This is a genomic window from Pseudactinotalea sp. Z1748 (assembly GCF_049725185.1).
In the GTDB taxonomy this organism is placed as follows: Bacteria; Actinomycetota; Actinomycetes; order Actinomycetales; family Beutenbergiaceae; genus CALKWS01.
Genome location: NZ_JBMPQB010000005.1, coordinates 304919 through 329594, shown reverse-complemented (window position 1 = coordinate 329594; position 24676 = coordinate 304919). Strand labels below are relative to the sequence as shown.

Here is a 24676-nt window from a genome sequence, read left to right as displayed (position 1 = left end):
TGTACTTCCTCGACACGTTGTGATCGGTCCGTGAGTTAGAAGGAGACCTCCGATATCGATGGGTGTACCAACCATTTCATCGAACGTTCGGAGGTCTCCGTGACTCACCGTAATGCACCCCTGACACCTGAAGGTAGAGCCCGGATGGTTGCCCTGGTCGTTGAGGCCGGCTGGTCCCAGCGCCGGGTTGGCGAACGGTTCCAGGTCTCACCGGCTACCGTGTCCCGGTGGGTGGCCCGCCACCGAAGAGGGGCCGGATTCGAAGACCGATCCAGCCGCCCGCATCGGTGCCCGTCCCGGCTGCCGCTGCGCGCCGAGCGGCGCATCATCTCCCTGCGATTCAACAAGCGGTGGGGCCCGCACCGCATCGGCTACCACCTGGGGATTGCCCGCTCGACTGTGGGTCGGGTGCTGGCCCGGTACCGAATGCCCAGGCTGGAGTGCATCGATCAAGCTACCGGCCTGCCGGTGCGCCGGCCCCAGCCTCACCGGTACGAAGTTGATCGGCCCGGCCAGTTGGTCCACGTCGACGTCAAGAAACTGGGCCGGATTCCCGACGGCGGCGGCTGGCGGGCTCACGGCCGCGGTTCATCACAGGATCGGCGCGCCGGTTCAACACGCGACAAGGCAGCCAGAGCTGGCGCGTCGCCCTCACGCGGGTACCGGTACCTGCACCACGCCGTCGATGACCACTCCCGCCTGGTCTACTCCGAAATCCTCGATGACGAGAAGAAACACACCGCCGCCGCGTTCTGGAACCGCGCCAACGCCTTCTTCGACGGGATCGGCGTGACCGTGGCGGCAGTGATGACCGACAACGGTTCCTGCTACCGGTCCGGGGACTTCAAGCACGCGCTGGGCCCGCAGGTCAAGCACAAGCGCACCAAACCCCGCCGCCCGCAGACGAACGGGAAAGCCGAGAGGTTCAATCGGACCCTGATAGTCGAGTGGGCCTACGCCAGGCCCTACTCCAGTGAGACCGAACGTGAAGCCTCCTACGAGGCATTCCTCCACGACTACAATCATCATCGAGCCCACACCGCTATCGAAGGCCTCACCCCAGCAGACCGCGTTCACAACCTAACGGGGAAGTACATCTAGCGAGCTGCCCGGCTGCAGAATCTGCTACCGGGCACCCCGTCCCTGGCCCTGGTGGACGGTGTCGGTCACCGGCTCGGGCACGGTGCAGGTTCCGTCGACGCAAACCCCGGCCCCGGGATCCCCCACGGCGATCAGTCCGGGGAGTAGGGAAGGGCCGTCGACGGCGGGGCGGGAAGCGGGGCCGGCGGTTGGCGAGGAGGCCTGATGGTCGCGCCCGGTTCCGGTCATGCCGAGGCTCCGGCACGCTCGGAGCGTACCTGCTCCAGCGCCCGGGTGAAGACCTCGGGCTTCTGTGCTCCCGAGATGCCGTAGCGTCCGTCAATGACGAAGAACGGCACTCCCTGGATGCCGTAGCCGCGAGCCTGGGCGATGTCGGCGTCCACGTCTTCGGCATGGCTGCCCGCCTCCAGGGCCGCGAGCATTCCCTTACGGTCCAGGCCGACGTCGGCGCCGAGATCGGCCAACTCGTCGGCACGGCCCAGGTGCCGGCCCTGCTCGAAGTAGGCGGCGAACAACCGCTCGACCAGGTCCAGTTGCCGGCCGTGAGCCTTGGCGTAGTGCAGGGCCTGGTGGGCGAGCAGCGTCTTGGTGTGCTTGACCGAGTCGAAGTCGTAGTCCAGGCCGACGTCGGCCGCGATGGCGGTGACCTGCCGGAGCATCTGCTCGACCTGGGTGGCGTCCATACCCTTGTGCGAGGCGAGGAAGTCGACCTCGCTGCCCTCGAAGTCCACCGGGGTATCGGGGGCGAGTTCGAAGGAGTGGTAGGTGATCTCGACCTCGGCGGCGCCGTCGAAGGCGCCCAGTCCCTCCTCGAACGTGCGCTTACCGATGTAGCACCACGGGCAGGCGATGTCGGACCAGATGTTCACAGCGATCGGAGTACTCACACGTGAGGTAACCCCCTGCCGCCAGGTTCCATTCCCCGGTTCGGCGTCAGTCGGTCGCGGCACGCAGGCGCGGGGCCAGGTCCCGTTCGAACAGTTCCAGGAACCGGCGTTGGTCGTGCCCCGGAGCATGGAAGACCAGGTGGTTGAAGCCCATCCGGTGGTACTCCAGCACCTTGCTCGCCGCCTCGTCGGGGTCGGAGGCCACGATCCAGCGCTCCGCGATCTGCTCGATCGGCAGTGCGTCGGCTGCCCGCTCCATCTCGATCGGATCGTTGATGGAGTGCTTCTGCTCCGCACTCAGCGACAACGGTGACCAGAACCGGCAGTTCTCCAGCGCGGCGTCGTGGTCGGTGTCGTAGGAGATCTTGATCTCGATCATCCGGTCGATACCCTCCGCCTCACGCCCCGCCTTGGCTGCCCCTTCGTCGACAGCGGGCAGCAACTTCTCCGTGTAGAGGTCGGCACCCTTGCCGGAGGTGCAGATGAACCCTTCCCCGGCCCGCCCCCCGTAGCGGGCCACCATCGGTCCGCCCGCGGCGATATAGACCGGCACGCCGCCCTCGGGTACGTCGTAGATGCTGGCGTCGTGGGTGGAGTAGTAGTCCCCGTCGAAACTCACTCGCTCCCCGGTCCACAACTCGCGCATCAACCGGACCGCCTCGCGCAGCCGGGCGAATCGTTCCTTGAACTCGGGCCAGTGCTGGTCCCCCGGACCGTCCCACCCGGTGGCGATCTCGTTCAGCGCCTCGCCGGTCCCCACTCCCAGGATCACCCGGCCCGGGTAGAGGCACCCCATCGTGGCGAATGACTGGGCGATCACGGCAGGGTTGTACCGGAACGTCGGGGTCATCACCGAGGTGCCGATCTGCACCGAGGAGGTCCGCTCCCCCACCGCGGCCATCCAGGCCAGCGAGGCCGGCGCGTGCCCACCCTCATGGCGCCAGGGCTGGAAGTGGTCGGAGACGAACACCGACTCCATGCCGTGTCCCTCGGCGGCGACGGCGATCTCCACCAACTCGCGCGGATCGAATTGTTCGGCAGAAGCCTTGTAACCGAGTTTCAGGGGCAGCATCACTGGGTCCTTCGGGTCGGGAGTGTGCGGGTGCGGGTAACCGGTCGGTCAGGGCCGCGCACCGGCGATGTCCTCGTGGTGGCGGATCACCTCGGCCACGATGAAATTGAGGAACTTCTCGGCGAACACCGGGTCCAGCCCGGCATCCTCGGCGAGCGCGCGCAAGCGGGCGATCTGCCGTTCCTCCCGCGCCGGATCCGAGGGCGGCAGTCCCAGCTCGGCCTTGAGCCGGCCCACGCTCTGGGTGCACTTGAACCGTTCGGCGAGCAGGTGCACCAGTGCGGCGTCGATGTTGTCGATGCTGCCCCGCAGGCTGAGGAGTTCGGACGGAATGCCGGCTCCGCCGTCAGGTGAGGAACTCATCGTCTCATCGTATGCGCACCGACCCCTCTCGGTCGCACCGGCGGACATGGCAGAGTCAGGTGTCATGACGGCGATGACGATCCACACCCACCGCACCGCGACCAGCAACCCGGCCGAGCGCGGCCTGGAGTACGGAAGCACATGGTCGAGGCAGATCCGCGCTGCGGTGGCCGAGTACCAGCAGCACTTCAGGACCGTCGGTATCGATGCCGACACGGTCCGCCGGGTCAGTGAGTCGGCGGGTGAGCGTATCCGGGCCGGCATGCCGGATCTGTCGGAGGAGATCGAGCAGATCGCCGCCGGTGCCGACCTGCCGGCCTGGCAGGTCATGATGCTCAACGCGCGCACCGAGATCCTGGCCCTGGCCCCACCTGCGCAGGAGTGCTCGGCCACCGCGTTCTGGCCCGCAGGCGGTATCCCGCACACCATGCAGACATGGGACTGGCGGCCGGGTCTGGCGACGGAATCGCTGGTGTCGGCCTTTCCCACCGCCGAGGCGAGTTCCCAGGTGGTGACCTTCGCCGAGTTCGGGCAGGTCGGCAAGATCGGAGTGAACAGTCACGGCCTGGGATTACATTTCAACATCCTGCGCCACCGCAGCGACGGGTCCCGGAGCGGGACCCCGGTGCACGTGGCGGCACGGCACATCCTGGAGGTCGCGACCACCGTCTCCGAGGCCATCGAGGTAGCCCGCTCGTTGACCTTCGGCGCCTCCAGCGTGTTCACCATCGCGTCCCGCAGCGGGCACCTGCGGACGGCCTGTGTGGAGGCGACACCGGTGGGAGTCGGGGTGATCGAGGGGCGCGAGGGTGTGGCCTTGAACCACACCAACCACTTCCTCGACCCCGAGTTGGCGTCCGGAGCGCAGCCCGCTGCACCCGCGAGCACCTCCGGGCGCCGGCTGGAGTACTTGGACGGGCAGTCGCAAGCACTCTCGATCACCGATCCGTTACAGCGGATCGCGGCACTGCACCGCGCGCCGGAGGTGGCCATCTGTGTGCGCCGCACCCCGGGGGTGCCCGAACATGAGGACAGCGTGACCAAGGCGACGATCGCCCTGGATCTGGTCACCCCAGCCCTGGGTATCCACAGCGGCGGCCCCCGCGACGTTCAGCCCGACACCTGGCAAACCATCACCGTGTGAGGCCACTGTGGACCCCGGCGCCATCCCGCGAGCCGCTGGTCGTCCCGGCGTCCCGGCTCATCGTGTAGGTCGACTGGCCAGGAGTGGAGTCATCGTCCCAACGCAGCAGGGCTGCGACGTCATCAGGCACGTCCAGGGCGGCCTCATCCACCAGGGTGATACCGGCATCGGTGGCCGCGACCAGCCGGCCCAGGGCCACCGAGGCGCTGACTTGCTGGGGTTGGTCCGCGCCGAGTCCGCGAACCTCCTCCTGACTCATCCCGGCCTGGACCGCCTCGGGCCCGATCCACGCCGTGGTGGTGCGCAGCGCCGAATCGGCGTGCAGCACCGTCTCGGCCAGCAGGACCTCCTCGACCTGGCCTCGGCGCAGCGCATCAAGCACGTCGTCCACACCGGCCACGGCGGCACCGTCTCGGCCTGCCTGTTCCTTGAAGCGCTCCAGGACCTGCTCCCGACGCCGCATCCGGTACTGGTGGAAGACTCCGGCGATCTCCTCGGTGAATGCGCCCTGGTGCACCCCGTCTGCTCTGGAACCGGATTCGAGCACGTGCGTCATTTCAGCGACCTGTTCGGTGGCGGCCTCACGCAGGAGCGCCACCATCCGGAGTTCACCGGTCAGCAGCACCAGTTCGGGCTGTTCGCTGCGCACGTAGCGTTCGATCTCCTCCGCGATCTGCGTGGCATTGCGCTCGAAGGAGTCCTCCGCGCGGGAGTGGATGCGGCGATGTGCCAGGCCGCCTTCGCGGTTCTTGGTCAACTCGTCCTGGTCCCCGGTAACGGTGCGCTCGGCGGAGCGGTCCGCAGCCGTGGAGGTGTCCAGCGTGCTCAGGTCGGCACCGGACCGGTCCACCTCCACCAGGACCGCCCGCACAGTGTCATCGGCCTGCCACGCCAGCGAGAGCACATCCACACCGCGGCCCAGTACCGCTGAGTCCGTTGCGGGCGGCTCGGAGAGCAGGCGGTCGATCTGCACGCCCTCGGCGGTGGCGACCAAGATGCGCCCATGGGTCCCGGAGGCGCCGGTGTTCTCCCGGACTCGCTCGGCCAGGACCTCCAGCAACTCCGCACTCGCACCCTGCTCGGACAACTGCGAGGACAGCGAGCGCCAGCGGGCGTCCATCTCCTCCTGCGCCTTCGGTCCGGTGCGGGTGGCGTCGAACACCACGGTCACCACGGCGGTATCGGTGGGCAGCTCCGGAAGTTGCAGTCGCATCGGTAACCTCCTGCGTCTCGGGATAGGTCCGATGCCAGTCAAACAACGGCTGCGCCGGCTCGCGACTCGAGAGGCCGCCGGTCTTCGATCAGCGTACGTGGTCGCGCCAGTCCGGCGGTACGGCACCGCGCGGACCGGGGGCGGGCTGCTCCGGTGAACACCGATGGGCCCGCACTGGGCCGCACCGCCCTGCCGAGCGGGACCGAGCCGCGAGTAGGGCCTACGGTCAGGCGCTCTTCTCGCGGGGTTCTTCCTTGGTGTCCCGGTCCCGCGGGACAAGGGTCGGGTTGACGTTCTCCAGCACCACCTCACGGGTGATCACCACCCGGGCGATGTCCTCCCGGGAGGGGATGTCGAACATCACCGGCTGGAGCACTTCCTCCATGATCGAGCGCAGCGCCCGAGCACCGGTGCCACGCAACTCGGCCTGTTCGGCCACCGCCTCGATGGCATCGTCGGTGAACTCCAGTTCCACGCCGTCGAGTTCGAAGATTCGCTTGTACTGCTTCACCAGGGCGTTGCGCGGTTCGGTGATGATCTGTTTCAGTGCCGCCACGTCGAGAGGACTCACGGTGGCCACCACCGGCAGGCGCCCGATGAACTCCGGGATCAACCCGTACTTGAGCAGGTCCTCGGGCATGACGTCCTCGATCATCCCCATGGTGTCGGCGCTCTTGAGCGGGGAGCCGAAACCGATCCCGCGCTTACCCGCCCGGGAGGAGATGATGTCGTCCAGTCCGGCGAAGGCCCCGGCCACGATGAACAGCACGTTGGTGGTGTCGATGGTCAGGAACTCCTGGTGCGGGTGCTTGCGACCACCCTGCGGCGGCACCGAAGCCTGGGTGCCCTCCAGGATCTTCAGCAGCGCCTGTTGCACGCCCTCACCGGAGACGTCCCGGGTGATGGAGGGGTTCTCGGACTTGCGGGCGATCTTGTCGATCTCGTCGATGTAGATGATTCCGGTCTCGGCCTTCTTCACATCGAAGTCGGCGGCCTGGATCAGTTTGAGAAGGATGTTCTCCACGTCCTCGCCTACGTACCCGGCCTCGGTGAGGGCGGTGGCGTCGGCGATCGCGAACGGCACGTTCAGCATCTTCGCCAGCGTGCGAGCCAGTTCGGTCTTTCCGCACCCGGTGGGGCCGACCATGAGGATGTTGGACTTGCTCAACTCCACACCGTCGTCGTCGGCGCCGCCGGGGGCCTCACCGGATTGGACGCGCTTGTAGTGGTTGTAGACCGCCACCGCCAGTGCCTTCTTGGCACTGTCCTGGCCCACGATGTACTCCTCCAGGAAGGTGTAGATCTCCTTGGGCTTGGGCAGGTCCACCAGACCGAGTTCACCGGCTTCGGCCAGTTCCTCCTCGATGATCTCGTTGCACAACTCGATGCACTCATCGCAGATGTAGACACCGGGGCCGGCGATCAGTTTGACCACCTGCTTCTGGCTCTTCCCACAGAAGGAGCACTTGAGCAGGTCAGCGCCCTCTCCGACTCGTGCCATGGGTGCCACCTTCCTGACGTGGAGTTTGGGTCCGCACCAGCGGGTGCTGCGGATCGTGCTCTCGATCAATACTAAGCCGCCCCTCCCACATCGCGCTGTGTGCACGAAGGGGGAAGCGCCTCTTGCACTCTACGGCGCGGTCGGGATGGGCGGGCGCAGGCTCAGCGCGTGTCTGGTGCGTCCATGGCCCCCGCCGACTCCGCTGGCCGGCGCCCGGAACGGCAGCGGAGGAGGGCGCGGGACGCCGACGCGCAGCGCCCCGCCGGCGGCAGTCGCGGGCGGGGCGCTCGGCGGTCGGACGGGACCGGAAGGAGACGGTGGGAACAGACCCGGTCAGGCGTCGTCGCCGGGGCCCAGTTCCGGCAACGGGGCCTTGCGGCTCTCCAGCACCTGGTCGACCAGACCGTAATCCAACGCCTCGGCGGCGGAGAGGATCTTGTCCCGCTCGATGTCCTGGGTGATCTGGTCCTGGGGCGTGCTGGAGTGCTTGGCCAGGGTCGCCTCGAGCCACTCGCGCATACGCAGCATCTCGTTCGCATGGATCTCGATGTCGGAAGCCTGGGCGTAGCCACCTTCCATCGCAGGCTGGTGGATGAGCACGCGAGCGTTCGGCAACGCCAGCCGCTTACCCGGCGTCCCGGCAGCCAGCAGCACCGCGGCGGCGGAGGCGGCCTGGCCCAGCACCACCGTCTGCACCTGCGGCTTGATGTACTGCATAGTGTCGTAGATCGCCGTCATCGCGGTGAAGGAACCACCGGGTGAGTTGATGTAGATGATGATGTCGCTGTCCGGGTCCTGGGCCTCCAGGACCAGCAACTGGGCCATCACGTCGTCGGCCGAGGCGTCATCGACCTGCACCCCGAGGAAGATGATTCGATCCTCGAACAGTTTGGTGTAGGGGTCCTGGCGCTTGAAGCCGTAGGCGGTGCGCTCCTCGAACTGGGGCAGCACATAGCGGGAAGAGGGGCTGGCGGCCCGGCCACCGAAGCCCTGGATGTGGGGGATGTTCACGTGTGCATCTCCTGGTCTTGGGTGGACTGATCAGTTGCCGACGGACTTGGCGGAGGAGACCACCTCGTCGATGAAGCCGTACTCCAGGGCCTCTGCGGCGGTGAACCAGCGGTCCCGGTCGGAGTCGCGGTTGATCTGCTCAACGCTCTTGCCGGTCTGCTCGGCGATCAACTCCGCCATGACCTTCTTCATGTGCAGGATCAATTCGGCGTGGATCTTGATGTCGGTGGCCGTGCCACCGATCCCACCGGAGGGCTGGTGCATCATCACCCGTGCGTGCGGGGTGGCGAACCGCTTCCCCGGAGTTCCCGAGGACAGCAGGAACTGACCCATCGAGGCCGCCATACCCATGGCCACGGTGGCCACGTCGGGCTTGATGAACTGCATGGTGTCGTAGATGGCCATGCCGGCGGTGATCGAACCACCGGGTGAGTTGATGTACAGCCAGATGTCCTTGTCCGGGTCCTCTGCGGCGAGCAGCATCATCTGCGCAGAGATCTGGTTGGCGTTGTCATCACGCACGTCCGAACCGAGCCAGATGATGCGCTCGGACATGAGACGGCTGTAGATGTGGTCACCAAGGGCGAAGTTCTTGGAATCGGCCGAGGCAGCCTTGGGCATCTCGCTCACGTACCTTCTCCTGATCGTCGACGGGCTGGAAAACTCCTGCTGTTGACACTAACGCCGCCGCCGGCAAAGCCATGCCGGCGGCGGGTCGGTTTCGCTGTCGGCGCAGCAGCCGACGGGCGGATCAGTCCTTGCTCGGTTCGGCTTCCTCGGCCTGGTCCCCGGCGTCGGTGCCCTCGACCGCCTCGGCGGCCGCGTCGTCGTCGCCCTCGTCCAGGTCCACGTCCACCAACTCGGTGGCCGGGCCTGCGGCGGCCTGGGCAGCCGCGGCTTGCGCCTCGGCCTCCATCTGGGCGTCCTCCTCATCGGAACCGATGTAGTCGGTCAGGTCCACCTCGGCTCCGGTGGAGTCCACCACCTTGACCTGCCGCAGCGCGGTGGCGACCGACTTGTTCCGGGTGACCTCGGCGATGAAGGAGGGCATCTGCCCATTCTCGGAGGCGTTCTTGATGAGTTCGTTGGGATCCATCTGGTACTGACGGGCGGTGTTCAGCATGAACTCCAGCACCTCGTTCTGACCGATCTTGACGTCGACCTGCTCAGCCAGGACATCCAGCAGCAACTGCCGGCGCAGCCCCTCGGTGGTCTCCCCCCGCACTTCCTCGCCGTGCTCGGCGTCGTCCTCGCGACCCTCGGCGGCCAGGTGTCGGGTGACCTCGTCCTCCACCACACCGGTGGGGATCGGGAAGTCGGCGGCCTCCTGCAGGTGCTCGATCAGTTTGTCGCGGGCCTGGATCGCTTGCTCGTTGCGCTTGGCGTCGGCGGCCTGGGTGCGCAGCGACTCCTTGAGCTCATCGACGGTGTCGTGCTCGGAAGCCATCTGAGCGAAGTCGTCATCGACCTCGGGCAGCTCCTGCTCCTTGATCACGCTGGCGGTCACGGTGACCTCGGCGTCCTCACCGGCATGGTCCCCGCCCACCAGGGCGGAGGAGAACGTGGTGGTCTCCCCGGCGGAGAGCCCGGTCAGCGCCTCGTCGAGTCCCTCGAGCATGTTGCCGGCGCCGATCTGGTAGGAGACACCGGAGACCGAGTCGATCTCCTCCTCCTCGATGGTGGCGGTCAGATCCAGCGTGACGAAGTCCCCGTCCGCAGCCGGCCGCTCCACACCGACCAGAGTGGCGTACCGCTCGCGCAGGGTGGTCAGTTCGGTCTCCACGTCCTCATCGGTGACCTCCACGTCGTCGACGGTGAGGGTGATCTCGGACAGGTCCGGCAGGGTGATCTCCGGGCGCACATCCACTTCGGCGGTGAAGACCAGGTCCTCGGACTCAGCGACCCCGGGCAGTCCGGTGACCTCTACGGAGGGCTGGCCGATCGGCTTGATCCCGGCCTCCACCACCGCGTCGCGGTAGAGCCCCGGCAGCGCCTCGTTCACCGCCTGCTCCATCACCACAGCCTTACCGACGCGCTGGTCGATGATGCGCGGGGGCACCTTGCCCTTGCGGAAGCCGGGGATGCTGACCTGCTGGGCGACCTCCTTGTACGCTCGGTCCAGGCTGGGTTGCAGGTCGGTGAGCGGGACCTCCACGGTCAGCTTCACGCGGGTCTGGTCGAGGTTCTCGACTGCGCTCTTCACTTTGATTGGCTCCATGTCTCACTTGGGGTCTTCAGGGCCGGCGTCGGTGGCCTGCACCCGCCGTGGGCCCGCTCTCGGTCCTGACGCCACCCGTGTCAAGACAGCGGGACGGCACAGAAACCTGGGCATGGCAGGGCTCACCGACACGCGCAGCGGATCCATCCTACCCGCCCACTACCAGTGCCCGCGTGGCCGGGTAGCACGTCTCACAGCAGACCGGGCCCCTTCAACTCGGCCGGGTGACGATTTGGCCGCGCGAGGCGCTGATGCAAGGCTGCCGAGCGTGTCCGCCGAAGTCCGCCGCGCCCGGGTCGCGGTCACCATCGCCTTCGCCACCAACGGCGCACTCCCGGCGACGCTGCTGGCCCGGTACGCCGAGGTCAAGGATCTGCTCGCCCTTTCCGATGCCACCTTCGGGCTGCTCGTGGCCGGATACGCCGTCGGCGCCGCGGCGGCATTGAACCTGCCCGGGATCGTGCTGCGCCGGATCGGCACGCGGGCCACCACGACCGCCGGCACCGCCTGGGTCGCCGCCGGCCTGTTCCTGGCCACCCTCGGGGTGAGTGCGGGCAACGTCTGGCTGGTGCTGGCCGGGCTGGCCCTGGCCGGGTGGGCAGATGCCATCGTGGACGTGGCCCAGAACGCCCAGGGCCTGGCCGTGCAGGCCGCTCGGGGCTCCTCGGTGCTGAACTCGATGCACGCCGGGTGGAGCGTGGGTGCGGCAGCCGGCGGCGTGGTCGGCACCCTCGCGGCCACCGCAGCGGTGCCGTTGCCGGTTCACCTTGGTGGCTGGGGGCTGGCCTGCGTGGCCGCGATGACGCTAGCCGGCCGGGCGTTCCTCCCGGATCGCAGCACCGCAGGCGGTGCCGGTACGGGTAGAGGCGAAGGATCAGGTGACGCACCGGCGCGGGCGTCGCGGCGTCCGAACTGGTTCTCGCTCCGGCTGCTGTTGCCCCTGGGGCTGCTGGCGCTGGCCGGGGTGTCGGTGGAGGACGTGGGCAACAACTGGTCTGCCGTACTCCTGGCCACCGAACGAGGAGTGGCGCTTGGTTCCGCCGGGATCGGGCTGAGCGCGCTGCTCATCGCCCAGTTCATCGGACGGATTCTCGGAGACAGGTTCGTGGACCGGGTCGGGGAGCACACCGCGCTGATGACCAGCCTGATCGGCATGATCGCCGGCCTGCTGCTGCTGGCCTGGGTGCCGTCGGCAACCCTGACGGTCGCCGGGCTGGCACTGGCCGGGTTGAGCAGCGCCATCACCATCCCGTTGGCGTTCGCCCGCGCCGATCAGGTTCCGGGTCTTCGCCCGCATAGCGGGGTCACCTGGATCGCCCTGTCCATTCGCGTGACCGCGATCGGCCTGAGCCCGGCGATCGGCGCGATGAGCTCGGCCAGCTCGCTCCCCCTGGCTATCACCGTCGTGACGGCCGCCTCGGTGCTGGCGCTGGTGGCGCAGATAGCCCGCAGACCCCGGCCGTAGCGCCCTGTTGGCACTCGGTGCGACTGCGCACGCAGCGCCGGATGCCCAAGAGCGAGACCGCGGTCATGGTCACCACCGTGGTGGATCACGGTGGTCACCGGGAACCTCGCCTACGGGGTGCTCGCCGGTGTCGTGGTCGCAGCCGTCATGTTCGTCAATCGGGTGGCCACCTGACCCACGTGGTCGAACTGGGCCGCCCGGATGAGAACACCCGCGTGTACGGCGTGGTCGACCCGCCTGGCGGGATACCTGAACGGTCAGGCTTGAACTCAGCGGAGGCGGCGTTGCAGGTGAACGACGACGACGTCGCCCAGGCTCTTGCCGAGCCGCTTACGCGTCGCGGCGCTGAGTGAGAGCATGTGCCCGCCACGACCGGTGACCATCAGTCCGACGTCGGGCATCGGGATATCGTCCACGGTGGCGTCTACCCGCACGCTCTTCTTGGTCCCGAAGAACTCCGCTGAGCCCGGCATCTCGACGCATGACCAGATTTCCCCTTTGACGTCGACGCCGATCGGAGCGGTGAAGGTGTGGTCGAGGTTCTGCGGGAAATCGGTCATGGCGCCCTTTCGTGGTGAGTCCTGCGACGGTGGTTCAGGCTGTGGCGCCGTCCAGGCGTGCCTGCAGGATCGGCACACCTGGCCCGTGGAGTTGGTCGAGGTACGGTGCGCGACCGGCCATGCTCATCACCAAGGCGAGGGTAGAACCGGAGACCAGCGGCCCGGAGCCAGTGGCGAACGGCCCATCGTCCGCCCGCAGGTGCAGACCGGCCGCCTGCGTGTGGCTGGCGACGGCGAAGTCCCGTCGGGCGAAGAAGTCGGCCACGGGCGTCAGCGCCTCGATGCTGGGCTTCCTGGGCAGCCCCAACGGCCAGCGGACGTCCTGGCCGTGCACGACCACCTCACCGAGGTAGGCCGCGGTGTGGCCGGACGGTGCCCTGGTGCTACCGATCACGGCACGGAACCGGTCGAGCGTTGCGGCGGGAGTGTCGCCGCGGTACTCGGCGAGCCGCCGCTGGTTGTGGACCTCGGGACGGAAGCGTGCGCCACACATGCTCCGGAGCCACTGCCACTGGTTCAGGCTTGCCGCCGCCGTGAGATGCGCGACGACCTGCTCGACGTCCCACCGCCCGCACAAGGTGTCGTGTCGCCACTGGTCCGCACTGAGGGTCGACAGGTCCTGCGCCAGCGCCGCCCGCTCGGCCCGCATCAGCGTCCACAGCACGTCGTCCTTTCTGCCCATGGTGTTCGCTCCCCCCGTCACCGGTGCGATGCCGCGCCTGCCCCCGGCGTTCCCGAGGCGGTTCCGGCGAGTTGGGATGCTCCGCTTCCCGTGAGGCACTCCCGGTCCACACGGCGCCCGGAGACTGCGAGCAGCAGATCGATGGCATCGGCCACCACGTCCTCGCCATGGCCCCATGCTGCCCCGGTTCTCCGGTCGATCAGTCGCAGGCCCGCAGCGCGCTCGCGCCCACCACCGAAGGAGACAGGGGTGCGCAGTTGGTATTGCAGGGCCCGCGCGATCGCAGCCTCCGGATACCACCCAATGATGCCCAGCGGCCGGCGAATGTCCTCGCCGTGCACGATGGCCTCGACCAGTCGGGTTGCGAGGCGCGCCGGTGGCGTCCGCGTCAGGTCAGCGGCCTCCTTGAGCGCCTCCACCGTGTCCCGCGGGTCCTGCCGCTTGTGCCGGACGATGCCGTTCGCGTTCGCGAGGTCGAAGTCCATTCGCGCCATCAGCAGGTCACGGACGAAGGCCACGCGCCCGGTGCGCGCGGTGTCCACGAGGTGCGCCAGGACGTCGTGGATATCCCAACCCGGACAGAGGGAGGAGACTCGCCACTGGTCGCCGCCCAGCCCGGAGACATCCCTCACGAGCCGCCGCCGCTCGGCGTGCACCGTCCGCCAAGTCTGCGCCGCCAATGCCCCCATGCTGGCTCCTCCTCGGGTCTGGATGCCACCTACCAGTGTCACTACGGATAGCATAGTGCACGCTACAGGATCAGTAGTAACATGTGTCAATGGCACCTCGACGGTCATACGGCTCGTACAACGACGGCTGTGCCGCCGCCCACGCGCTCGACCTCATCGGCGAACGATGGACGATGATCGTCGTTCGGGAACTCCTGCTGGGGCCCAAGCGCTTCTCCGACATCCAGCGAGACGTCATCGGCATCGGGCCCACCGTACTTACCCAGCGCCTGCATGACCTGGAGGCCAGCGGCATCCTGCAACGACGCCGCTGGCCCGGACCGGGGCGCATCGACGTCTACGAATTGACCGGATGGGGCTACCGGCTGGAAGCAGTCAACACGGCTCTGTCCCTGTGGGCCGTGACATCCCCAGGCCTGCCCCGCGAGGCGGACATGAGCCCCGACACCGTGATCCTCGCGATGCGCGCCCACGCTCGGCCGGCCTCCGGGGGCCGGGGAGAGCGATGTGTCGCGTTGGTGCTCACCGACTCCAGGCGGCCGGACGCCCGACCGGTCACCTACGTGGCGCGGATGACCGCGCGAGCCACGACCATTGAGCGGTCGCCGGAGCCGCAACGGACCGATGCGCAGGCCTCAGCCACCACCCGGGACTGGAGGGCGTGCGTGATCGGGGGTGCCCCTCTCGAGGAACTGCCGGATGTGCGCGTGTCCGGCGACGAGAGCGCGGTGCGCGAGCTCATCGTCGCGACATCGCTCAGCGGTGCTTCGGCCTCACCTCTCGATGCGAAGGGCTGAGACTTGTCCTGCTGGTCGGGATGACAGGATTTGAACCTGCGACCTTCCGCTCCCAAAGCGGACGCGCTACCAACCTGCGCCACATCCCGAGGCAACCACACGGCGCCAGTCAGGGATTCTATCCCTGCCAACCCCCTACCCGGCACCACCGAAGATGGCTGCTCGATCGGCCGCGAAGGATGTAGAGTTGCTGCCGCACGCGGGTGTAGCTCAATGGTAGAGCCTCTGCCTTCCAAGCAGATGGTGCGAGTTCGATTCTCGTCACCCGCTCCATGAGGTCGGCGCAGGCCGTGCTCACATCGACGTTGGCCGGCCCCCGACGGTCTCCGACGCTGCGCGCGTGGGGCGCGCCGTCCGCGGGCACGCTGCTGCTGCCACAGGGATGGCACAGCCCCACGTGCAAGCACCGGGACGCAGGGACGACTCAGGGCCGCCACCCGCTGGGTGACGGCCCTGGAATCCGTGCGGCGGCCGACTCAGTCGTCGGTGTCGACCAGGCCACGCTCGACGGCGCGGGCCAGGCGCCGCGGCACCTTGACCTCACGCCCGCCGGCGCGCACGGGTACGAGGTCCGCGGCCTTGGTCTTCCACTGCGAGCGGCGCGAGCGGGTGTTGCTGCGCGAGAGTTTGCGCTTGGGAACTGCCATGAGCCCTACCTCCCCTTCCGTCGAGAGTTGTCTTTGTGATGGTCGCCCCCGGCCACCAAGGGCCGACGGCGTGGGTCACCGAGCGGGAATCCCTACTTGCCCTCAGGCTTTGCGTAGCGGCGGCGGAACTTCTCCACCCGGCCCGCGGTGTCCATGATCTTCTGCTTACCCGTGTAGAACGGGTGCGAAGCGGCGGAGATGTCGACGTCGACCACCGGGTAGGTGTTGCCGTCCTCCCACTCCACGGTGTTCTCCGAGGTGATGGTGGACTTCGTCAGGATCGAGAAGTCGGCGGAGATGTCGCGGAACACCACCTGGTGGTACTCCGGGTGAATGTCCTTCTTCATGTCTGCTTCCTACGTAGTTCGACGGCGCGGGCTCTGGTTGCCAGCGGGCTGGTGGCTCCGGACAAGGCCCAGACAACGAGTCAGGCGCGTGCGCTGGTCCGTTCGGACCGGATTGCACGCCGCAGCAAGGATTGCCAGTCACGCTGCGCCCGGGACATCATACCCACATCCCAGCCCGGACAGCGATGCGTCGCCGATGTGGCACCGCGCACACCCGGACTGCCCGCGCCCCCGCCCTGCCGGCCCGCGGGCGCGCAACCGAGGCAACCCCACTATCGAGGTCACGGTGAGCCCGTCCCGGGGCGTGCGGGCCCGGAGGTGCCCGGTGATGGCGGCGGCACCGGCCAAGGAATAAACCCGTGCCCTCCCGGGCTGTAGCGGGTGGCCGCCGTCGCCCGGGGTGAGTTTCGGCTCGGACCGCAGGAACTGCGGCTCGCGTTCGTGATTCGAGACGATCCGGGCTGGCGACGACATCGGGCGCCGAGCATGGCAGGCTGGCAGCGGAATCTCGTCCGGGCGCAGAACGGTGCCCGCCGAACAGGAGGAAACCTATGGCTCGCATCTACGACAACGCCACCGACCTGGTCGGTAACACGCCGCTGGTGCGGTTGAACAAACTCACCGAGGGACTTGGTGCCACCGTGCTGGCCAAACTCGAGTTCTATAACCCCGCCTCCAGCGTGAAGGACCGGATCGGGGTGTCGATCGTCGACGCGGCCGAAGCCTCCGGTGAGCTCCCCCCGGGTGGCACCATCGTGGAGGCCACCAGTGGGAACACCGGTATCGCGCTGGCCTTCGTCGGTGCTGCCCGTGGCTACAACGTCGTGCTGACCATGCCCGAGACCATGTCCAACGAGCGCAAGATGCTGCTCAAGGCCTACGGGGCCGAACTGATCCTCACCCCCGGCTCGGAGGGCATGAAGGGGGCTGTGGCCAAGGCTGAGCAGGTGGCGGCCGAGCGTGAGGGCGCCGTTCTGGCCCGCCAGTTCGCCAACGAAGCCAATCCCGCCATCCACCGCAAGACCACCGCCGAGGAGGTCTGGAACGACACCGACGGCGAGATCGACATCTTCGTCTCCGGGATCGGCACCGGTGGCACGATCACCGGAGTCGGCCAGGTACTCAAGGAGCGCAAGCCGCAGGTCCAGATCATCGCGGTGGAGCCGGCCGAGTCCCCGATCCTCAACGGTGGAGACCCCGGGCCGCACAAGATCCAGGGCCTGGGTGCCAACTTTGTCCCGGATATCCTGGACACCTCCGTCTACGACGAGGTGATCGACATCGACGCCCAGACCGCGGTCAAGCAGGCCCGGCGCGCGGCGACCGAGGAAGGTTTGCTGGTCGGCATCTCCTCCGGTGCCGCGATCGACGCCGCGCTGCAGGTGGCTGCGCGTCCGGAGAACGAGGGCAAGACCATCGTGGTGGTCATCCCCTCCTTCGGTGAGCGGTACCTGTCCACCATCCTGTACGCCGATCTCGCCGAATGAGTCACCCCTACCTCACCCACACCGCAGCGCTGCACCCCGCAGCCTCCGGCACTACCTGGACCGGGGTGCGCGCGCGGGTGCGCGAGGACCTCGAGACGGCCAAGCAGCGCGACCCGGCCGCCCGGACTTCTGTGGAAGTTGCGCTGACTTACCCGGGCGTGCACGCCCTGTGGATCTACCGGCTGGCCCACCACCTATGGAACCTGGGCGGCCCGGCCAAGTTGCTCGCGCGCCTCATCTCCCACTTCGCCCGGATGTTCACCGGGGTGGAGATCCACCCCGGTGCGGTGATCGGACGGCGCTTCTTCATCGACCACGGTATGGGTGTCGTGGTCGGGGAGACCGCGGTTGTCGGTGATGACGTCCTCATGTTTCACACCTCCACCCTGGGTGGGCGCTCGATGTCCCAGGGCAAGCGTCACCCCACCGTCGGCGACCGGGTGATGATCGGTGCCGGAGCGAAGGTCCTCGGCCCGATCACCCTCGGTAATGACGTCCAGGTCGGCGCCAACGCAGTCGTGGTGCGGGACGTGCCGGCGAACTCGGTGGTGGTGGGGGTCCCCGGGCAGGTGCGCAACCGGCCGGCGACGTCGGCTTTCGGCGACCTGGAGGACCCGGCCCTGTACATCTGAGTCAGATCCGGGGCTGCCAGCCCGCCCCCCGTAGATCCACCCGGAGGGGATCCGCGCTGCGAACCGCGGTCCCTTCGTTGCGGTAGTGCACCGCGGCCCGCTCGCGCAAGTGCTCCGGTACCAACCCAGTGGCCGGAACCACCCGCCACCAGGGCACCTGGTGGCCATGGGTGGACATGATCCGGCCCACAGTTCGCGCCGAGCCGCGTCCGGTCAGGACCCGGGCGGCGTCGGCGATCGCGCCGTAACTGCTGGCCCGGCCCGAGGGGATCTGGGCCACCAGGTCCAACACCAGGTCGGTGTACTCCTCCCCCGCGCTGAGCGGGTCTTCCGCGGCGTCCATCCCGGCCTACCCTAGAGGGGATGAGCCACAGCACCGCCTGCGTCCACTGCGGCGACACCGATGATCACGTCCACCTGGACAGTGCCGAGCACGCTCGGTCCCGGCGTCGCGCGCTGGCGTACGCCGTCGCCGCACGCGCGGTGATGGTGGTCGCGGCGATACTGACGATCCTGTTGGCCCTGCCGACCCCCGCGGCGGCGGCCGGTCTCGCTGCCGGCATCGCCCTGTGGGCGCTGAGCACCGCCGCAGGGGTGCTCACCTCGGCGCTTCTGGCAAGCCGGCTGGGGCGGACCCGGGCGCTGATGTTCGGTGCACTCCTCGCGGCGGCGCTGACGCCCGCGTTGGCCGCGATCGCCGCGCGGATGGACCCGATGGTTTGGACGTTTGCCGCCACGATCGCGGTTGGTTACCTGACCGGTGCCTTCGCCGCCGAGGCCGTACGCCTGTGGCGGCTGCGGGCGCTGCTGGCCCAGGACACCCGGGAGGGTGAGGTGGCGCGCGATTCCGCGGCGATCACCCGTCACCAGGACCGGGACCTGGCCGACCTGGCCGCGACCGCAGCAATGGCGGTGCTGGTGGGCGGCTACGTATGGGCGACCGGGGTGCTCCCACTGCTGGTGCTCGTGCTGGTGCCCCTGCACGTGGCGATCGTGGCGCTACTGCGACGCACCGCAGTTCGCCAACCCCACCATCGCCGGGTGGAACTGGGTCAGCGCGACGACTCGTAGTCGCCGACCAGGTCGATGCGGCGCTGGTGGCGCTCGGCACCGCTGAACGGCTCGGCCAGGAACGCCTCGACGATCTCGATCGCCTCGGCCTCGGTGTGCTGGCGGGCACCGATGCCGGCGACGTTGGCGTCGTTGTGGGCGCGGGCGAGGGTGGCCGTTTCCACGCTCCAGGTCAGGGCCGCCCGCGTGCCGTCGACCTTGTTCGCCGCGATCTGTTCGCCATTGCCGCTGCCGCCGATCACCAATCCCAGCGAGCCCGGCTCCGCGACCGTGGCCTCGGCGGCAGCGAAGCAGTACGCCGGGTAGTCGTCCTCGGCGTCATAGGAATGGGCACCGTGGTCGACGACGTCGTGGCCGGCGGTGCGCAGGTGCTGCAGGAGGACGGTCTTCAGTTCGTAGCCGGCGTGATCCGCCGCGATGTGGATGCGCATGGCTTCCATTGTGCCGCGTGCTGGGCGCACCCGCGTCCAGCCCCGCGACTCACGTGCCGGCTGCTCAACCGGTGGCCAGGCCGGCTGCGCGCCACTCCTCGAAGCCCCCGGCCAGGAACGCCGGACGAGCCAGGTCCACCTCGCCAAGCGCCTGGGCGAGTGCGGCGGCCTCCACGCCGTCCGCGCTGACCAGGATCGCGCCGCCACCCCCGCGGTGGCGCACCAACCAGGTGATGAGCAGGTGCGCCTCGATCTGCACCACCTCGGGTGTGACGCCGGACCGTGCGCTGCCGGTCAACTGGCCATCACGCGCCCGGCGCCACGCCGGCCGGATGTCCACCAGAACGGCCCTGCCGTGCAACGCGTCCTGGTAGGCGGCTCTGGGCGTGATCGCCTCCGGGGCCGCCTCAGCCCCGCGGGCGGGACCGCTCCGAGCAGCGAGCAGACGGGGTGCCCGCGTGCGGAGCGTCGTGGGTGCGCGCGAGCCGGAGGAGGCGGGGATGCGGGCCCGGGCCGGGTAGGCGCTCTGGTCCAGGGCCAGATCCCAGGGGGTGCCGGTGACGACGGCCATGTGCGGTGTCCTTCTTCGATCAGGGGTGCGGGGCGCGGGGCGGGATGGGCATTCGCATCCCGCCGGTACACCTCGGTGCAGCCCATGACGACGCCCCGGGCACGGCGGCCCGGTCCGTGGCGCAGTCGATCGAAGGCATACCGGCAGTGGATCACTCTCGTAAGGCAATCGGAACTGCCGGCCCCGTCCTCTCGGATACTGAGATGGCGCCGCGGCCCCGGGTCGGGCTGCGCGGGGCCGCTGCCCGCACCGACCCGGGACTCGCCGTCGGGCCCTGCCGGCAGTCGCCGTCGGGCCCTCCCGGGAGCGGACCCGTCAGAAGGTGGTGTAGTTGGCCCGAGCCACGGAGAAGCCTCGACCGCTCATCACCGAGTAGCAGGTCACCCCGCTCTCCTCGCTGGTGCACCAGAAGTCGTTCACGACGGTGGACTCGCCGTAGTCGAGTTCGGCCAGGCCGTCCGGGGCGGAGGTGGCCGGTTCCTCGCTCAGGCACGGCAGCGTCGCCTCGTCCTCGGACACCTGCAGCACCCGGCCGTACGGGCCGTCACAGGGCTGGTCCGGCACGCTGTAGGAGTGCGAGCCGATCGTGCAACTGGCGGAGTCTGCCTCGAGTTCGCACCAGATGTTGCCCGACGGGGTGACGAACGCGGCCTCGCTGACTGCGTCGTCCGGGGGTTGCAGGGCGGGTTCGTCTTCCTCGGGTTCCTCGGGTTCCTCGGGCTCTGGCTCCTCCCGCCCGGGTTCCTCGCCGGCGGTAGCAGCCGGCTCGGTGGCGGTTAGGGTCGGCTCACCCTCCGGTCTGGGGTGGCTGATCAGCAGTGCGATCAGCACGACCACCAGGATCGAATCCACCACGATCAACGCCATCACGCCGCGGCTCAAACCACGCGCCGCCATAGTCAGCACCTCCTTCACCGGTTGGCGGGCGGCCGGGCACTTCCGGCCACCCGCCGCCGGTACTTCAGTCGAAGATCGGGCCCCGGGTACGAGTGCGTTTGAGTTCGAAGAAGCCCTCGAAGCCGGCGGCCTGCACGACCGCGTCCCAGAGCTTACCGGCTTCCTCACCCTTGGGTGCCGGCGTGACCACCGGGCCGAAGAAGGCGATGCCGTTGAACGCCACGACCGGGGTCCCCACGTCCTGACCCACCAGTCCGATCCCCCGGTCGTGCGAGGCCCGTAGGGACTCATCGTGGGCCCCTGAGTCGGCCAGGTCGATCGCTTCCGCCGGCAGCCCCACCTCCGCCACCGACTCGATCAGCACCTGACGCTGGTCGTCCCGGCGGCCCTGCGGGTGGTACCGGGTGCCGATCGCGTCGTAGAGCGGCTTGACGTACTCCTGTCCATGGACTTCCCGGACGCCGTTGATCAGGCGGACCGGTGCCATCGCGGTGGCAAGGGAGTCGCGGTAGGACTCGGAGATGTCGTCCTTGTCCTCGTTCAGCACCGTCAGGGACATCACGTGCCAGTTCACCGTGATGTTACGGACCTTGGCCACCTCGTCCATCCAGCGGGATGTCATCCAAGCCCACGGGCAAGCGGGGTCGAACCAGAAGTCGGCAACGTCGTCGGCCATGAACACGCACTCCTTCGCAGAACGGGAATCAACTCGGTCTACCCCGCCGTTCGTGACAGGATCGCTGGTGGCAGACCGCCGCCTATCCTATGCGACGTCGAGGAGACGCCCCCGTGCCTGGAGAGAACCTCACCCGAGCCGAAGCCATCACCCGCGCCGAACGGGTGCAGGTGTCCAGTTATCAGGTCGAGTTGGACCTGACCGGAACGGGTGCCACGTTCGCCTCCCACACCACCGTCACCTTCGCCGCGAAGCCAGGGGCGGATACGTTCATCGACCTGATCGCCCCGGCGGTGCACAAGGTGGTGCTGAACGGGCGCGAACTCGACCCTGCCCGGGTCTTCGCCGACTCCCGGATCGCCCTGGCGGACCTGGCCGAGCAGAACGAACTGGTGGTGCACGCCGACTGCGCCTACATGAACACCGGTGAGGGACTGCACCGGTTCGTCGACCCGGTGGACTCCGGGACCTACTTGTACTCCCAGTTCGAGGTGGCAGACACCCGCCGGGTCTTCGCCGTATTCGAACAACCCGACCTCAAGGCCACCTTCACCTTCACCGTCCGGGCCCCGAAGCACTGGCAGGTGGTGTCCAACTCCCCCACCCCCACTCCGACCACGGACGACGACGGTACGGCCACCTGGGCGTTCGAGCCCACCGAGGTCCTGCCGTGCTACGTGACGGCGATCATCGCCGGCCCCTATCACCGGGTCACCGATGAGTTCACCAGTTCCGACGGGCGCACGATCGACCTGGGTCTGTTCTGCCGCACCTCGCTGGCGCAGTATCTCGACGCCGATGACCTCATGGAACTCACCAAGGCGGGCTTCGCATTCTTCGAGGAGGCCTTCGACTACCCCTACCCCTACGCCAAGTACGACCAGTTGTTCGTACCGGAGTTCAACGCCGGGGCGATGGAGAACGCCGGCGCGGTGACGTTCCTGGAGAATTACGTGTTCCGCTCCGCGGTGCCCGAGGCGATGGTGGAGCGGCGCGCTGTGACGGTGCTGCATGAGATGGCGCACATGTGGTTCGGGGACCTGGTCACCATGCGGTGGTGGAACGATCTGTGGCTGAACGAGTCCTTCGCCGAATACGCCTCCACGCTGGCCACCGCCGAGGCTACCCAGTGGACACAGGCCTGGACCACGTTCGCTTCACTGGAGAAGTCCTGGGCCTACCGCCAGGACCAGTTACCCTCCACCCACCCGATCGTGGCCGAGATCAACGACCTGCAGGACGTGTTGGTCAACTTCGACGGGATTACCTACGCCAAGGGGGCCTCGGTACTGAAGCAACTCGTGGCCTGGGTGGGCCGGGACGCCTTCGTCGCCGGTGTGCGCGCCTACTTCCGCAAGCACGCCTGGGGCAGCACCGAGTTGCGCGATCTGCTGGCCGAGTTGGAGGCCACCTCCGGGCGGGACCTGACCGCGTGGTCGAAGGTGTGGCTGGAAGAAGCGGGTGTGACCCTGCTTCGTCCACAGGTCGAGACCGACTCCCAGGGCCGGATCACGTCCTTCGCGATCACCCAGGAGGCACCGGAGGAGCACCCGGTGCTGCGCCCGCACCGCATCGCGGTGGGCTGCTACACCCTGACCGACGCCGGCACGCTGGAGCGGGTGCACCGGGTGGAACTGGACATCGACGGTGCGGCCACCCCGGTGCCGGACCTGGTCGGGCTGGATTCACCCACCCTCATCCTGATCAACGATGACGACCTGGCCTACGCCAAGGTGCGCCTGGATGAGCGGTCGCTGGCCAACGCGGTGGAGCATCTGAAGGACTTCCGCCTCTCACTTCCCCGCACCCTGGTGTGGAACGCGGCCTGGGACATGACCCGCGACGGGGAGTGGCCGGCTGCGAAGTTCATCGACCTGGTCACCACGAACATCGCCGCCGAGACCGACTCCTCGGTGGTGCTGGTGCTGTTGCGCCAACTGGCCACCGCGGTCTCGGCCTACGTGGACCCGGCCCACCGCGAGGAGACCGAGGTCGCCGTGGCGGACCGGCTGTGGGAGTTGAGCGGTGCCGCCGACCCGGGCTCGGACGCCCAACTCCAGTTGGTCAAGGCCTTCGCCACCCACGCGGTCGCGCCGGCGCACGTCCAGACCCTCAGCGGTCTGCTCGATGGGTCGGAGTCACTGCCGGGGCTCGCGGTGGACACCGACCTGCGCTGGGAGTTGCTCACCGCACTCGTGGCCGCGGGCGGGGCCGATGAGGCCCGGATCGATGCGGAGTTGGAACTCGACCCCACCGCCACCGGTCAGCGCGCCGCGGCCGGGGCCCGAGCCGGCATCCCCACACCCGAAGCGAAGGAGCGGGTCTGGGCCGATGCAGTGCGCGTCGACGGGTTGCCGAACGCGTTGCAGCGAGCGGTGATCGCCGGGTTCAGCCGGGTGCGGGACCGCAGCCTGCTGGCCCCGTTCGCGCACCGCTACTTCGACGTGATCGAGGAGGTGTGGAACACCCACACCCACGAGATGGCGCAGAACATCGTGGTGGGCCTGTTCCCGGCCGTCCTGGCCGACATCGATACCTCCACCGGGGTGGATGTGCCGGGGATGGCGCAGGAGTTCCTCGACTCCCTGGGCGATCGCGCCCCGGCGCTGCGCCGCCTGGTCACCGAGTCGGCGGACGGAGTCCGCCGGGCCATGCACGCCCAACGAGTGGACCGCGCCGCCCGCTGAACTGCTCGCCCCCTGGACGCCGGCTCAGGCCTGCGCCGGGGCGGTCCAGGACAACAGGGCCTGCCCGGCGCGTACCGGGGCGCCCGGGCGGGCCAGGACCGTCAGTTGCCCACTCGAGGCGCCCAGCACGATCACGGGGCTGATCAGGTCGAGCCCGGCGGCCAGCGCCGGCGCCGGATCCCAGTCGATCAGGTGGGCGCCACGGTGTACCTGCGCCCCGGCGCCGGTGTGCAGGGTGAATCCGGCGCCGTTCAGGCCCACGGTGTCCAGGCCCAGGTGCACCAGGACCCCTGCCCCTTCACCGGCGGCCGGCACTGCCACGGCCACGGCGTGCGGGTGCGCCTTCAGCAGCACTCCGGTCACCGGCGCCAGCACCTGCATGGTGTGCTGCCCGTCGGGCTCGATTGCCACCCCGGGTCCGACCAACTCCTGGGCGAACACCGGGTCGGGTACCTCGGCAAGGTCGCGCACCACCCCGCTGATCGGGGCCACCACGACCTCCCGGTTGTTCCCGGCACCCACGCCCA

Annotated in this window: 27 protein-coding genes, 2 tRNA genes and 1 pseudogene; 10 read left to right on the top strand and 20 right to left on the bottom strand. The window is 68.5% G+C overall.

The features are described from left to right. Positions 1-99 precede the first annotated feature (99 nt). Positions 100-1101, top strand: coding sequence for an IS481 family transposase (locus ACO0LU_RS13410; protein WP_424791844.1), 1002 nt, complete (start codon positions 100-102; stop codon positions 1099-1101). A gap of 224 nt (positions 1102-1325) precedes the next feature. Here the strand turns inward: ACO0LU_RS13410 and ACO0LU_RS13405 are convergent, their stop codons facing one another. Genes ACO0LU_RS13405 through ACO0LU_RS13395 form a run of 3 tightly spaced genes read right to left on the bottom strand, consistent with a single transcriptional unit; the run spans position 1326 to position 3423 of the window. Beyond that, positions 1326-1988: a DsbA family oxidoreductase gene (locus ACO0LU_RS13405; protein WP_424791843.1), complete on the bottom strand. Its 663-nt coding sequence runs from the start codon at positions 1986-1988 to the stop codon at positions 1326-1328. A gap of 46 nt (positions 1989-2034) precedes the next feature. Next, positions 2035-3060 carry a glucose-6-phosphate dehydrogenase (coenzyme-F420) gene (gene fgd, locus ACO0LU_RS13400; RefSeq protein WP_424791842.1) on the bottom strand — a complete coding sequence of 342 codons (1026 nt, stop codon included), beginning with the start codon at positions 3058-3060 and terminating at the stop codon, positions 2035-2037. Between the two features lie 48 nt (positions 3061-3108). Further along, positions 3109-3423 (bottom strand): chorismate mutase, encoded by a 315-nt coding sequence (locus ACO0LU_RS13395; protein WP_424788465.1) that lies wholly within the window; start codon positions 3421-3423, stop codon positions 3109-3111. Positions 3424-3487: 64 nt separating this feature from the next. Between ACO0LU_RS13395 and ACO0LU_RS13390 the strand changes: the two genes are divergently transcribed. Beyond that, positions 3488-4567: a C45 family autoproteolytic acyltransferase/hydolase gene (locus ACO0LU_RS13390; RefSeq protein ID WP_424791841.1), complete on the top strand. Its 1080-nt coding sequence runs from the start codon at positions 3488-3490 to the stop codon at positions 4565-4567. On the opposite strand, the gene ACO0LU_RS13385 is transcribed toward ACO0LU_RS13390, so the two are convergent. From ACO0LU_RS13385 to tig, 5 genes are all read right to left on the bottom strand, one after another. Further along, positions 4557-5780, bottom strand: coding sequence for a Vms1/Ankzf1 family peptidyl-tRNA hydrolase (locus ACO0LU_RS13385; RefSeq protein WP_424791840.1), 1224 nt, complete (start codon positions 5778-5780; stop codon positions 4557-4559). The two genes, ACO0LU_RS13390 and ACO0LU_RS13385, sit on opposite strands and share 11 nt — an antisense overlap. Before the next feature lie 226 nt (positions 5781-6006). Continuing rightward, complete coding sequence (gene clpX, locus ACO0LU_RS13380) at positions 6007-7281, bottom strand: ATP-dependent Clp protease ATP-binding subunit ClpX (RefSeq protein ID WP_424791839.1); 1275 nt, start codon at positions 7279-7281, stop codon at positions 6007-6009. 333 nt (positions 7282-7614) lie between these two features. Next, positions 7615-8292, bottom strand: a complete 678-nt coding sequence (locus ACO0LU_RS13375) for an ATP-dependent Clp protease proteolytic subunit (RefSeq protein WP_424791838.1) — start codon at positions 8290-8292, stop codon at positions 7615-7617. A gap of 30 nt (positions 8293-8322) precedes the next feature. After that, entirely contained in the window at positions 8323-8913 is a 591-nt protein-coding gene (locus ACO0LU_RS13370) for an ATP-dependent Clp protease proteolytic subunit (protein WP_424788527.1), read from the bottom strand. A gap of 130 nt (positions 8914-9043) precedes the next feature. Further along, the gene (gene tig, locus ACO0LU_RS13365) at positions 9044-10495 is read right to left on the bottom strand and encodes a trigger factor (protein ID WP_424791837.1); all 1452 of its coding nucleotides are present in this window, start codon (positions 10493-10495) and stop codon (positions 9044-9046) included. A gap of 283 nt (positions 10496-10778) precedes the next feature. Here tig and ACO0LU_RS13360 point away from each other — a divergent pair, with 283 nt between their 5' ends. Together ACO0LU_RS13360 and ACO0LU_RS13355 are read left to right on the top strand one after the other, a co-directional pair. Next, on the top strand, positions 10779-11975 hold the full coding sequence (locus ACO0LU_RS13360) for an MFS transporter (RefSeq protein ID WP_424791836.1): 1197 nt from the start codon (positions 10779-10781) through the stop codon (positions 11973-11975). 8 nt (positions 11976-11983) lie between these two features. Then, a pseudogene (locus ACO0LU_RS13355) lies at positions 11984-12143 on the top strand (SulP family inorganic anion transporter); the annotation flags it as partial. A gap of 101 nt (positions 12144-12244) precedes the next feature. Here the strand turns inward: ACO0LU_RS13355 and ACO0LU_RS13350 are convergent. The 3 genes from ACO0LU_RS13350 to ACO0LU_RS13340 are packed head-to-tail and all read right to left on the bottom strand — an operon-like array spanning position 12245 to position 13906. Then, positions 12245-12535 (bottom strand): DUF1905 domain-containing protein, encoded by a 291-nt coding sequence (locus ACO0LU_RS13350; RefSeq protein WP_424791835.1) that lies wholly within the window; start codon positions 12533-12535, stop codon positions 12245-12247. A 34-nt stretch (positions 12536-12569) separates the two neighbouring features. After that, a complete protein-coding gene (locus ACO0LU_RS13345; RefSeq protein WP_424791834.1) occupies positions 12570-13217 on the bottom strand; it encodes a maleylpyruvate isomerase family mycothiol-dependent enzyme in 648 nt (215 codons plus the stop codon). A gap of 17 nt (positions 13218-13234) precedes the next feature. After that, positions 13235-13906 (bottom strand): maleylpyruvate isomerase family mycothiol-dependent enzyme, encoded by a 672-nt coding sequence (locus ACO0LU_RS13340; protein WP_424791833.1) that lies wholly within the window; start codon positions 13904-13906, stop codon positions 13235-13237. 89 nt (positions 13907-13995) lie between these two features. Between ACO0LU_RS13340 and ACO0LU_RS13335 the strand changes: the two genes are divergently transcribed. Next, on the top strand, positions 13996-14703 hold the full coding sequence (locus ACO0LU_RS13335) for a winged helix-turn-helix transcriptional regulator (RefSeq protein WP_424791832.1): 708 nt from the start codon (positions 13996-13998) through the stop codon (positions 14701-14703). A gap of 12 nt (positions 14704-14715) precedes the next feature. Here the strand turns inward: ACO0LU_RS13335 and ACO0LU_RS13330 are convergent. Continuing rightward, a tRNA-Pro gene (locus tag ACO0LU_RS13330) sits at positions 14716-14792 on the bottom strand. A gap of 110 nt (positions 14793-14902) precedes the next feature. Here ACO0LU_RS13330 and ACO0LU_RS13325 point away from each other — a divergent pair. Next, positions 14903-14976 (top strand) — tRNA-Gly (locus tag ACO0LU_RS13325). A gap of 203 nt (positions 14977-15179) precedes the next feature. Here ACO0LU_RS13325 and rpmF read toward each other — a convergent pair. Both rpmF and ACO0LU_RS13315 read right to left on the bottom strand, forming a co-directional pair. After that, the gene (gene rpmF, locus ACO0LU_RS13320) at positions 15180-15350 is read right to left on the bottom strand and encodes a 50S ribosomal protein L32 (RefSeq protein ID WP_424788477.1); all 171 of its coding nucleotides are present in this window, start codon (positions 15348-15350) and stop codon (positions 15180-15182) included. A 92-nt stretch (positions 15351-15442) separates the two neighbouring features. Beyond that, positions 15443-15697 (bottom strand): type B 50S ribosomal protein L31, encoded by a 255-nt coding sequence (locus ACO0LU_RS13315; protein ID WP_424788478.1) that lies wholly within the window; start codon positions 15695-15697, stop codon positions 15443-15445. A gap of 551 nt (positions 15698-16248) precedes the next feature. Between ACO0LU_RS13315 and cysK the strand changes: the two genes are divergently transcribed. Beyond that, positions 16249-17184 (top strand): cysteine synthase A, encoded by a 936-nt coding sequence (gene cysK, locus ACO0LU_RS13310; protein WP_424791831.1) that lies wholly within the window; start codon positions 16249-16251, stop codon positions 17182-17184. After that, a complete protein-coding gene (gene cysE, locus ACO0LU_RS13305; protein ID WP_424791830.1) occupies positions 17181-17816 on the top strand; it encodes a serine O-acetyltransferase in 636 nt (211 codons plus the stop codon). Before cysK ends, cysE begins: the two co-directional genes overlap by 4 nt. A 1-nt stretch (position 17817) precedes the next feature. Here the strand turns inward: cysE and ACO0LU_RS13300 are convergent, their stop codons facing one another. Further along, positions 17818-18159: an MGMT family protein gene (locus tag ACO0LU_RS13300; RefSeq protein WP_424791829.1), complete on the bottom strand. Its 342-nt coding sequence runs from the start codon at positions 18157-18159 to the stop codon at positions 17818-17820. Positions 18160-18179: 20 nt separating this feature from the next. Between ACO0LU_RS13300 and ACO0LU_RS13295 the strand changes: the two genes are divergently transcribed. Then, entirely contained in the window at positions 18180-18887 is a 708-nt protein-coding gene (locus ACO0LU_RS13295; protein WP_424791828.1) for a hypothetical protein, read from the top strand. Here ACO0LU_RS13295 and ACO0LU_RS13290 read toward each other — a convergent pair. From ACO0LU_RS13290 to ACO0LU_RS13275, 4 genes are all read right to left on the bottom strand, one after another. Beyond that, complete coding sequence (locus ACO0LU_RS13290; protein ID WP_424791827.1) at positions 18869-19318, bottom strand: ribose-5-phosphate isomerase; 450 nt, start codon at positions 19316-19318, stop codon at positions 18869-18871. The two genes, ACO0LU_RS13295 and ACO0LU_RS13290, sit on opposite strands and share 19 nt — an antisense overlap. A gap of 64 nt (positions 19319-19382) precedes the next feature. Then, a complete protein-coding gene (locus tag ACO0LU_RS13285) occupies positions 19383-19889 on the bottom strand; it encodes a rhodanese-like domain-containing protein (protein ID WP_424791826.1) in 507 nt (168 codons plus the stop codon). 315 nt (positions 19890-20204) lie between these two features. Continuing rightward, entirely contained in the window at positions 20205-20786 is a 582-nt protein-coding gene (locus ACO0LU_RS13280) for a hypothetical protein (protein WP_424791825.1), read from the bottom strand. Positions 20787-20850: 64 nt separating this feature from the next. Continuing rightward, the gene (locus tag ACO0LU_RS13275) at positions 20851-21462 is read right to left on the bottom strand and encodes a DsbA family protein (RefSeq protein WP_424791824.1); all 612 of its coding nucleotides are present in this window, start codon (positions 21460-21462) and stop codon (positions 20851-20853) included. A 113-nt stretch (positions 21463-21575) separates the two neighbouring features. Here ACO0LU_RS13275 and pepN point away from each other — a divergent pair, with 113 nt between their 5' ends. Next, the gene (pepN, locus tag ACO0LU_RS13270) at positions 21576-24149 is read left to right on the top strand and encodes an aminopeptidase N (protein WP_424791823.1); all 2574 of its coding nucleotides are present in this window, start codon (positions 21576-21578) and stop codon (positions 24147-24149) included. A 24-nt stretch (positions 24150-24173) separates the two neighbouring features. Here the strand turns inward: pepN and ACO0LU_RS13265 are convergent, their stop codons facing one another. Then, positions 24174-24671 carry a PTS sugar transporter subunit IIA gene (locus ACO0LU_RS13265; RefSeq protein WP_424791822.1) on the bottom strand — a complete coding sequence of 166 codons (498 nt, stop codon included), beginning with the start codon at positions 24669-24671 and terminating at the stop codon, positions 24174-24176. Positions 24672-24676 lie beyond the last annotated feature (5 nt).

Coding starts and splice junctions, on each gene's coding strand:
- ACO0LU_RS13285 (WP_424791826.1), bottom strand. CDS start 19,889: ATGGCCGTCGTCACCGGCACCCCCTGGGATCTGGCCCTGGACCAGAGC.
- cysE (WP_424791830.1), top strand. CDS start 17,181: ATGAGTCACCCCTACCTCACCCACACCGCAGCGCTGCACCCCGCAGCC.
- ACO0LU_RS13370 (WP_424788527.1), bottom strand. CDS start 8,913: ATGCCCAAGGCTGCCTCGGCCGATTCCAAGAACTTCGCCCTTGGTGAC.
- fgd (WP_424791842.1), bottom strand. CDS start 3,060: ATGCTGCCCCTGAAACTCGGTTACAAGGCTTCTGCCGAACAATTCGAT.
- clpX (WP_424791839.1), bottom strand. CDS start 7,281: ATGGCACGAGTCGGAGAGGGCGCTGACCTGCTCAAGTGCTCCTTCTGT.
- ACO0LU_RS13390 (WP_424791841.1), top strand. CDS start 3,488: ATGACGGCGATGACGATCCACACCCACCGCACCGCGACCAGCAACCCG.
- ACO0LU_RS13295 (WP_424791828.1), top strand. CDS start 18,180: ATGAGCCACAGCACCGCCTGCGTCCACTGCGGCGACACCGATGATCAC.
- ACO0LU_RS13395 (WP_424788465.1), bottom strand. CDS start 3,423: ATGAGTTCCTCACCTGACGGCGGAGCCGGCATTCCGTCCGAACTCCTC.
- ACO0LU_RS13280 (WP_424791825.1), bottom strand. CDS start 20,786: ATGGCGGCGCGTGGTTTGAGCCGCGGCGTGATGGCGTTGATCGTGGTG.
- ACO0LU_RS13385 (WP_424791840.1), bottom strand. CDS start 5,780: ATGCGACTGCAACTTCCGGAGCTGCCCACCGATACCGCCGTGGTGACC.
- rpmF (WP_424788477.1), bottom strand. CDS start 15,350: ATGGCAGTTCCCAAGCGCAAACTCTCGCGCAGCAACACCCGCTCGCGC.
- ACO0LU_RS13290 (WP_424791827.1), bottom strand. CDS start 19,318: ATGCGCATCCACATCGCGGCGGATCACGCCGGCTACGAACTGAAGACC.
- ACO0LU_RS13335 (WP_424791832.1), top strand. CDS start 13,996: ATGGCACCTCGACGGTCATACGGCTCGTACAACGACGGCTGTGCCGCC.
- ACO0LU_RS13300 (WP_424791829.1), bottom strand. CDS start 18,159: ATGGACGCCGCGGAAGACCCGCTCAGCGCGGGGGAGGAGTACACCGAC.
- cysK (WP_424791831.1), top strand. CDS start 16,249: ATGGCTCGCATCTACGACAACGCCACCGACCTGGTCGGTAACACGCCG.
- ACO0LU_RS13350 (WP_424791835.1), bottom strand. CDS start 12,535: ATGACCGATTTCCCGCAGAACCTCGACCACACCTTCACCGCTCCGATC.
- ACO0LU_RS13275 (WP_424791824.1), bottom strand. CDS start 21,462: ATGGCCGACGACGTTGCCGACTTCTGGTTCGACCCCGCTTGCCCGTGG.
- ACO0LU_RS13315 (WP_424788478.1), bottom strand. CDS start 15,697: ATGAAGAAGGACATTCACCCGGAGTACCACCAGGTGGTGTTCCGCGAC.
- ACO0LU_RS13345 (WP_424791834.1), bottom strand. CDS start 13,217: ATGGGCAGAAAGGACGACGTGCTGTGGACGCTGATGCGGGCCGAGCGG.
- ACO0LU_RS13340 (WP_424791833.1), bottom strand. CDS start 13,906: ATGGGGGCATTGGCGGCGCAGACTTGGCGGACGGTGCACGCCGAGCGG.